This window comes from uncultured Nostoc sp. (genome assembly GCF_964247315.1).
Taxonomy (GTDB): Bacteria; Cyanobacteriota; Cyanobacteriia; order Cyanobacteriales; family Nostocaceae; genus Nostoc.
Genome location: NZ_CAXTTT010000003.1, coordinates 116,278 through 124,841 on the forward strand (window position 1 = coordinate 116,278; position 8,564 = coordinate 124,841).

Sequence of the window (8,564 nt, forward strand, 5' to 3'; positions counted from 1 at the left end):
GGCCGGAATAACGAGGAATATTTTAATTTTACCACGGCAAAAGCTGGCTTTGTCAGTGATGTAATACTTAACAAAACCAGCTTTTGGGAGTAGTGAGTTTTTAGTGCTGAGTCCTGAGTACTAAGTAAAGTATAAACTGACTGAGGACTCAATAATTTTTTATTTGAAGCGATAGCCAATACCACCATTGATGCTAACAGCAGAAGCATCGCTATTTTGGTAGGCACCAAGTCCGACTTTAGCATTAGTGTAGACAAGGAAATTGTTAGCAACTTCCGATTCAACACCAGCACCTACCACTACTGAATCTCTGTTACCTATAGGAGTTGGTGAACCATCTTTCTCTACAAAAGAATAACCACCAGTTAAATAGGCATTAGTTCTATTAGCAATGGGCACATCCACAGAAAGTTCTGGGATGATGGCACTCGTTTTATCACTCCAGAGGACATTACCGCGTGCAGAAAATGGCGTATTTCCTAATTTCGCGCGACCTGTGACATTACCGCCAAAGGTAGCATCATCATTGATACCTTGTCCGCCACTGGTAACGCCAGCTGCAACACCAGCACCAACATAACTAGCATCACTACCCTTTTTGGTTTCAGCAGAAGCTTGACCATCTGATAGAATAAAAGGAGCAACTATTAAGGAAGACAATGCAGAAATTGTCACGAAAGACTTGAGTAAGCGTTTCATAATTTTTACCAAATTTTGTATTTTTTACTTGTATATTGCAGGTCGAAAATAAACTGATAATGTTCCAAATGTTTCCCAGCTTTCATTAAATGAATGTTGCTATTGATGCATAAGCTTTAGAAACAAACTATCCCTGAAAATAATAAGTAAGCTGTTATAATTACTTTCCATGTCTTTTTATCCGGGTTATTTGTTCCAAAAATAGACGCTTTGAAAAGTGGCACAATATTTGGAACTAAAACTAAGTCAGGATCTGGTAAATAAAATACCCAATTAATAATTTTTGCCGAGCTTTTCACAGATGATGAAAAAGTAGGCTGTAGCATCTGTTGCAACAAGCTCTAGAAGGAATCTATAAAGTTAATTTTGAGCAATTCTTGTGGAGATTGAATAATGCTAACCGCTGCAAAAACGTTATCTGGTTTGATGGGTTTATGTGTCGGTGATGCGTTGGGTGTGCCAGTGGAGTTTACTAGCCGTGCTGAACGAGTAAAATCTCCAGTGACAACGATGTTCGGTTATGGCACATGGAATCAACCACCAGGAACTTGGTCAGATGACAGTTCCTTAAGCTTTTGCTTGGCAGAATGCCTTTGTAGAGGGTATTCATTGGATGCTATAGCTAATTCCTTCTGGCGCTGGTACAAGGAGGCTTACTGGACTCCACGCGGCGATGTCTTTGACATTGGTCAAACTACCCACACAGCAATTATGCGCCTAAAACAGGGAGTTGTCCCCCATCAGGCAGGCGGTAAGGTTGAAAATAGTAATGGCAATGGTTCTCTAATGAGAATCTTGCCGATGGCTTATTGTCACAGAAGTTTAACTTTAGGCGAATTGCTGGCGCGGGTACATGATGTTTCGGCAATTACTCATGCTCATGCGCGATCGCAAATGGCCTGTGGCATTTATATTAGTATTGCAGTGGCGCTCTTGGAAGGGGCTGACCTGAAGACAGCTTATCTACAAGCATTACAAGATATCCAAACAATTTATTCTGTGCGAGAATTTTTGTTAGAGAAGCCGCATTTTGGCAGAGTTTTGAGTGGTGAAATTGCCAAGATACCAGTTGAAGAGATTAATTCTGGTGGCTATGTAATTGACACCTTGGAGTCATCCCTGTGGTGTTTATTAAATAGCTCATCTTATTCTGAGGCAGTACTGAAAGCTGTTAACTTAGGCGGAGATACCGATACTACCGCCGCCGTCACTGGTGGATTAGCAGGAATTTACTACGGCGTAGAAAATATTCCTAAACAATGGATGAACCAAATTGCTCGTAGACAAGACATTATTTACTTGGCAGAACGCTTTGCAAGGGCTGTTTACAGCTAGCCCCGTTAATATGCTAATGCTAAACCATCAGAACGAGATTCAGAAGCAGCAACTAACACTCCATTATGTCTTAGAATCATTTGACCTTTACCAAACATGATTTTAGAAGCAATTTCTTGATTATGACCTCGCTTTCTTAAGCCTGCAATAATTTCAGAACTTACACCCTTTTCTAAAAGGATCTTATTGCCTTCTAAAAATCGCCATCTAGGTGCATCTAAAGCAGCTTGAGGATTCATTTGATAGTCAGATAAATTAACTACCATTTGTAAGTGTCCTTGTGGTTGCATTGGTGCACCCATAACCCCAAAAGGCCCTAAAGGTTGATTGTCTTTAGTCAGAAAACCGGGGATAATAGTATGAAATGGAAGTTTTTGTGGTGCAACTTGATTAGGATGTCCCTCTTGTAGAGTAAATCCTGCTGCCCGACATTGTAAAGAAATTCCAGTTTCAGGTATTAAAATACCGCTACCAAATCCTTCATAGTTAGATTGAATGAAGGATACCATTAAATCTGGATCGGCAGTACATAAATAGACAGTTCCTCCTTGAGTTAATCCCGTATTAGCTAGAGTAATTGCTGTATCTTCAATTAAGGATTGACGCTGTATAGCATAATTTTTATCTAGTAGCTGATTAACAGAAACCTTCATCAAACCTGGATCGCAAACATGAGAATAAACATCAGCGAAAGCAAGTTTCATCGCTTCAATTTGATAGTGGAAACTTTCGGTTGAATCACGAGCATATTTTTCAATTTTCAAGCCTTCTAAAATATTCAGTGCCATCAATGCAGCAATTCCTTGTCCATTGGGAGGGATTTCCCACACTTGTAATTGCTTGTATTGAGTTGAGATTGGATCGCACCAAATGGGTTGATGATTGGCTAAATCAGTTTTTGTTAAACATCCTCCTGTATCAGCCGAAAAATTAGCGATCGCCGCCGCTAATTTTCCTCGATAAAAGCTTTCTGTGCCGCTATTAGCAATTTCTTTTAATGTTTCTGCAAACCATAAACTTCCCCATACTTCTCCTGTTTTAGGAGCGCGATCGTTAGGAAAAAATACTTGCTTGAACGGCTGAAATTCTGGAGAATTTAAAGACAGATAAATATTTTCTTGACGTTGCCAATATTGTGCAGTTATGGGAGACAAAGAAAACCCTTGTTCTGCATAACGGATTGCTGGAGTAAATAGTTGTTCAAACGGTAATTTTCCCCAGCGATTCCATAATTGATACCAAGCAGAAACTGCTCCAGGAACAGTTACAGATAACCATCCTAATTGAGGAATTTTTTCCATACCTAAGTATGATTTTAAATTCAGCTGTTGAGGACTTCTTCCAGAAGCATTAAGACCATGTAATTTTCCATCCCAAACAATCGCAAACGCATCTGAACCAATTCCATTTGATGTAGGTTCAACAACGGTTAAAGCAATCGCAGTCGCAACGGCAGCATCAACTGCATTTCCTCCTGCTAAAAACATTTCTATTCCTGCTAGAGTTGCTAAATGCTGACTAGTAGCAACAGCATATTTTTTGCCTAAAATAACTCGACGCTGGGAATGGTAAGGATAATGATTGAGATTGAACTCCATAAAATGGCTCTGTAATAATATTTTTTTGCCAGCTGATTCTTGCAGGCCTACACGGGTGGCCGTCGGTATCTCGGCGGCCACCCCTAAAGTTATACAAATATTTACACAGATAAAATCTTAAAAAAATATCTGGTGTATTTGGGTACAATTACTAAATTGTTACTCATTTATATTAGTAAATGCATTGGTATAAATAAAAATAATTATCAAAACTAGGAGCAGTGGATAAACTAATTACTGATGATTATCCCAAAAGTTTACATACATTGTGTTTCCACAAACTACAAATCTCAGATTTTAGTTTTTGTCTCAATTCAATATAAAATCTAAAACTTAAAATCCAAAATCAACATGGCAGACCTAACTCCCAATTCTAGTTTTAGTTTGACACTGCGCTTGCAGATTCCCAATCGTGTAGGGATGTTGGCGTCGGTAACACAGGCGATCGCAACTACTGGCGGTAATCTCGGTCAAATTGATTTAATCGAGCAAACCCGCAAAGAGTCCACCCGCGATCTGACTGTGGATGCTGCTAGTACTGAACACGCTGAAACCATTGTGCAAGCAGTCAAAGCATTGCCAGATATCAAGTTACTCAGTGTCTACGATCGCACCTTTAATTTGCATCGTGGTGGCAAAATTAGCATTACCAGTAGAATTTCCCTGAAGAGTGTGTCTGATTTAGCAATGGCTTACACGCCTGGAGTCGGTCGAATTTGTACAGCGATCGCTCAAGATCCAGAAGAAGTTTACAACTTAACCATCAAACAAAACACTGTTGCCATTGTTACCGATGGTAGTGCCGTTTTGGGTTTGGGAAATCTCGGCCCAGCAGCAGCCTTACCAGTCATGGAAGGTAAAGCAATGCTATTCAAGGAATTTGCAGGGCTGGATGCTTTTCCCATTTGTCTCGCCACCCAAGATACAGAAGAAATTATCCAAGCAGTTAAGAATATCGCTCCGGTGTTTGGGGGCGTGAATTTAGAGGATATCGCTGCACCTCGCTGCTTTGAGATTGAAAAAAGATTACGCCAAGAATTAGATATCCCCGTTTTTCATGACGATCAGCACGGTACAGCAATTGTCACCTTGGCAGCATTATTTAATTCTTTGAAACTGGTACATAAATCAATGGCGGAAATCCGCATTGTGATTAACGGTGCTGGGGCGGCGGGAGTGGCGATCGCTCGGTTACTCCGTAAAGCTGGGGTAGAAAAAATCTGGATGTGCGACTCTAAAGGAATTATCTCTACCAGTCGCACTGATTTGACAGAGGAAAAACTCGAATTTGCTGTGAAAGCTCAGGGTACGTTAGCGGGTGCAATGCAAGGAGCAGATGTATTTATTGGAGTCAGCGCACCGGGAGTTTTGACACCAGAAATGGTGCATTCGATGGCGAAAGATCCAATTGTGTTTGCAATGGCAAATCCGATTCCAGAGATTCAGCCAGAATTAATCAGTAAAGATGTGGCTGTCATCGCTACTGGTCGCAGTGACTACCCAAATCAAATCAATAACGTCCTTGCTTTTCCTGGGGTATTTCGTGGTGCTTTAGATTGTCGGGCCCAGACAATTACCATCAAAATGTACCTAGAAGCCGCAAGTGCGATCGCTTCTTTAGTTAAGCCTTCAGACTTGAATCGGGAACATATTATTCCTTCAGTCTTTGATGAGCGCGTCGTCACTGCTGTTGCTGCTGCTGTGCAACGTGCAGCGCGTGAAGAAGGTATCGCTCGAAATTAATTACAGCTATTTTTAGGTAAATAGACCACGCGCTAGGGGCGCAAGGCCTTGCGCCCCTATGACTGCAATCAATTTGCGCTATGAACTGATGTTAAACAGATGAGAATTGATCCATGATTGGTGATTAGATGAGTTGGAGCTACCAATTTAGGAGCAAAGTACATCTAAAACGCCCTCATTTTGTCAACTGTTTGCAATGAAGTATCAAGTTGGGGACGAGTTTTTACAAGAACTACCACTGATTTTAGGGGGGCCAATCCTCAAACATACTGAGTCAGAGTCTGTGACAGTATGGGTTGCACTGAAACAGTCTTGTCAGGTAAAACTTAAGGTTTATGACACAACAAATGATGGTGAAACATTAGGAAATTGCTTATTGGAGGGAGAACGCTCTACCGTTGCTCTGGGTAAGTATCTTCATGTAGTTGCGATCGCGGCTCAGTCTAAAGTTGGACATCGCTTAACTGGAGGTCGCATCTATGCATACGACCTCCAGTTTATTGTTGCTGACCAAACCACGCAAATGCAACAAGCATTATCTTCAAACTCCTCTCCTCCAGTCAGCATCAGCTACTTCGATCATCAAAAACCAACCTTTGCTCTGCCGCCAAAGCATTTTCAAGATTTGCAAATTGTCCATGCTTCCTGCCGTAAACCTCATGGTTATGGGTTTGATGCACTGCCAATTCTCGATAGTATAATTCAGGCGTCAGCAAATCAACCCCAACACCGCCCTCACCAACTGTTCCTCACCGGAGATCAAATTTACGGAGATGATGTAGCAGATCCGTCGTTGTGGGTTGCTACTACTCTTGGTGATGCCCTTTTGGGTTGGGAAGAACAACTTCCGGTGAATGGAGTGTACTGTACTCCCCAACAACTACCCCCTGGAAAACGGGCTGATGTGGCGACACAAGCTGGCTTGACCGCAGGATTACATAATAAAGCAGAGAAAGTCAACAATCATCTTTTCAGTCTGGGCGAATATTACGCTACTTATTTACTAGCTTGGTCGCCAGTGTGCTGGCCCACAGCATTTCCCCAAGGACATCAAGTAAAGCGCGATCGCCATGCGATCAAAAAGTGGAACCGAGAAGTCCAGCATTTGCGCCAATTCATCTACACGCTTTGGAAAGTGCGCCGCGCCCTTGCGAATATCCCCATGTACAGCATCTTTGATGACCATGATGTTAGTGATGACTGGAATTTAAACCAAGCTTGGTGTTTGCGAGTACTGGGGCATCCTCTAGGGCGAAGAATAGTCCAAAATGCATTGTTAGCTTATACGGTATTTCAAGGTTGGGGCAATACACCAGGGCAATTTACAAAAGGAAAATCAGGTGAAAAGCTATTGGCGGCTGCACAAGTTTGGTCTGCTTCCCAAGGAACGGATGCAAAGGCTAATGAAGCGATCGCTCGTTATCTAGGAATGCCAGCCAGCGATCCCCATACAGACTTACCTATTTTAGTCCGAGACGGTTCAGTATTCATTTTGGATCGACATCCTGAAGCAATCACTTGGAACTATATAGTCCGCAGCGATTGCCATGAAGTAATTGTGCTGGATACCCGTACATGGCGGGGTTATCCAGCCGATCAAAAACCAATTGCCCCACCAATGCTGTTGTGTTCAAAAGCCTTTGAGCAACAACTACTTTTACCTTTACAACAAGTAACTGAACAAACTCAGATTCAAACTACATTTGTGATTGCACCCACGAATGTATTTGGATTACAAGTGATTGATTGGATTCATCATTGGCACTTACAACAGGAAAAAGTTTTTTCAACCGATGTTGGAGATGCCTGGAACATTAATGTTGAAGCCCTAGCGAAATTTCTAATCACCTTGTTTGAGGAACGCCAACAAGTCGTGATCCTTTCTGGAGATATCCATTACAGTTCTGTTGCTCACTTATCTTATGCCCGCACCCATTCCAAATTACAGTCTGTCTTGGTACAATTAACCGCTAGTGCCTTGAAGAATGAAGAGATTTTAACGCGGCTGATTCATACACGATTGAAGGATTGGCTGCTACCAGAAAAGGTACGACATTGGATAGGCTGGATCGATCCACCCAATATGGTAGAAATTTCCGATAAACAATTACAGCATAATCGCCAGCTGCTGACTAACTCTGAATGGCATTGTGTACTGGAGTGGATACCTCGAAACAGTGTTCAGACTTCTACCTACACAGCAGATATATTATCCTTGAAAGCTCCCTGGAAACGAACCGAAAATGCTAAATGGAAATGGTTGCAACCCCTGATATTTTGGAAATCTCGTTGGTTTCAGGACGGGCGAGAAGTAGTGGGATTGAATAATTTAGCTCTGGTTCATTTTGAATTTGCAGATGAAAGTAGTTCTAGCAAAGTTATGCAAGATTTGTACTGGTTTTCTTCTTGGTATCCAACCCAAATTGTTTACAGCCGTTTTGAGAGCCAGTTAACACCCAATCAGGCTTTATTACGATGATCGGCTTTGCTGTGTGAATGGAAATTTTAGTTGTATATGTGGGCACTCTAGATTTAAGAAACATACTGGAGAGTGATTTCTATGTCTACGACCCCAATTAGTGCAACACTGGCACAAACAGAGAGAGATGCTGTGTTGCAAGCGATAAGCACGATTAAAGAAAAGTTACCATTTTTAGTTGATTTGAGTTCCGACGATCGCAAGACTTTACCCAAGATGGGCGATAAGAGTCGGGCGTTTGTAAGCAAAGCATTAGAGGTGGCCGCGCAGAACCCAGAGTTTTTACCGCGATCGTTCGATTTGGATGAAATGCGAAAGGACGTGCAATTATTTGAAGCGTTGTATCCCGTGTTGTTATCCTTGACACAATTGCAAGAACTCGTGGATGATACTTCTTTGGCAGTGGGCAGTGAAGCTTATGCAGCCGCGTTGCAGGTGTATAGCTATGCCAAAGCCAGTGGACAAGGCGCAGGTTTAGATACAGTGGTTGCGGAAATGGGAAAACGATTTACTCGTAGACCTGTCAAGTTGGAGCCTAAAGAACCAATGTTGTAGAAAATAAGTTGGTAGTTGCACGTCAAAAGTAAAACGTTAGAGCTTCAGAACGTGAATGTTGGAGTTAAAAGCACGACATTTCGAGTTCTGAAGCTCAATTTTTGGAGTTTAGAGGCTCAACGTTCGAGCAAAAAGGTGCAACTTCCGAGTTCAGA

General features: G+C 41.9%; 6 protein-coding genes. 4 read left to right on the forward strand and 2 right to left on the reverse strand.

All coding sequences use genetic code 11. The annotated features are described in order from the left end of the window. Positions 1-159: 159 nt before the first annotated feature. Positions 160-699 (reverse strand): hypothetical protein, encoded by a 540-nt coding sequence (locus tag ACFE93_RS02135; RefSeq protein ID WP_375471801.1) that lies wholly within the window; start codon positions 697-699, stop codon positions 160-162. 393 nt (positions 700-1,092) lie between these two features. On the opposite strand from ACFE93_RS02135, the gene ACFE93_RS02140 reads away from it, so the two are divergent. Next, positions 1,093-2,034: an ADP-ribosylglycohydrolase family protein gene (locus tag ACFE93_RS02140; RefSeq protein ID WP_375471802.1), complete on the forward strand. Its 942-nt coding sequence runs from the start codon at positions 1,093-1,095 to the stop codon at positions 2,032-2,034. Positions 2,035-2,039: 5 nt separating this feature from the next. Here the strand turns inward: ACFE93_RS02140 and ACFE93_RS02145 are convergent, their stop codons facing one another. After that, positions 2,040-3,632 (reverse strand): gamma-glutamyltransferase family protein, encoded by a 1,593-nt coding sequence (locus ACFE93_RS02145; RefSeq protein ID WP_375471803.1) that lies wholly within the window; start codon positions 3,630-3,632, stop codon positions 2,040-2,042. 351 nt (positions 3,633-3,983) lie between these two features. Between ACFE93_RS02145 and ACFE93_RS02150 the strand changes: the two genes are divergently transcribed. From ACFE93_RS02150 to ACFE93_RS02160, 3 genes are all read left to right on the forward strand, one after another. Beyond that, positions 3,984-5,375: a malic enzyme-like NAD(P)-binding protein gene (locus ACFE93_RS02150; RefSeq protein WP_375471804.1), complete on the forward strand. Its 1,392-nt coding sequence runs from the start codon at positions 3,984-3,986 to the stop codon at positions 5,373-5,375. Positions 5,376-5,571: 196 nt separating this feature from the next. After that, on the forward strand, positions 5,572-7,854 hold the full coding sequence (locus tag ACFE93_RS02155; RefSeq protein WP_375471805.1) for a PhoD-like phosphatase: 2,283 nt from the start codon (positions 5,572-5,574) through the stop codon (positions 7,852-7,854). A gap of 81 nt (positions 7,855-7,935) precedes the next feature. Continuing rightward, positions 7,936-8,409: a hypothetical protein gene (locus ACFE93_RS02160; protein ID WP_375471806.1), complete on the forward strand. Its 474-nt coding sequence runs from the start codon at positions 7,936-7,938 to the stop codon at positions 8,407-8,409. The last annotated feature ends 155 nt before the right edge of the window (positions 8,410-8,564 follow it).

Excerpts from the sequence above, each read along its gene's own strand:
- ACFE93_RS02135 (WP_375471801.1), bottom strand. The coding sequence starts at position 699 with ATGAAACGCTTACTCAAGTCTTTCGTGACAATTTCTGCATTGTCTTCC.
- ACFE93_RS02140 (WP_375471802.1), top strand. The coding sequence starts at position 1,093 with ATGCTAACCGCTGCAAAAACGTTATCTGGTTTGATGGGTTTATGTGTC.
- ACFE93_RS02145 (WP_375471803.1), bottom strand. The coding sequence starts at position 3,632 with ATGGAGTTCAATCTCAATCATTATCCTTACCATTCCCAGCGTCGAGTT.
- ACFE93_RS02150 (WP_375471804.1), top strand. The coding sequence starts at position 3,984 with ATGGCAGACCTAACTCCCAATTCTAGTTTTAGTTTGACACTGCGCTTG.
- ACFE93_RS02155 (WP_375471805.1), top strand. The coding sequence starts at position 5,572 with ATGAAGTATCAAGTTGGGGACGAGTTTTTACAAGAACTACCACTGATT.
- ACFE93_RS02160 (WP_375471806.1), top strand. The coding sequence starts at position 7,936 with ATGTCTACGACCCCAATTAGTGCAACACTGGCACAAACAGAGAGAGAT.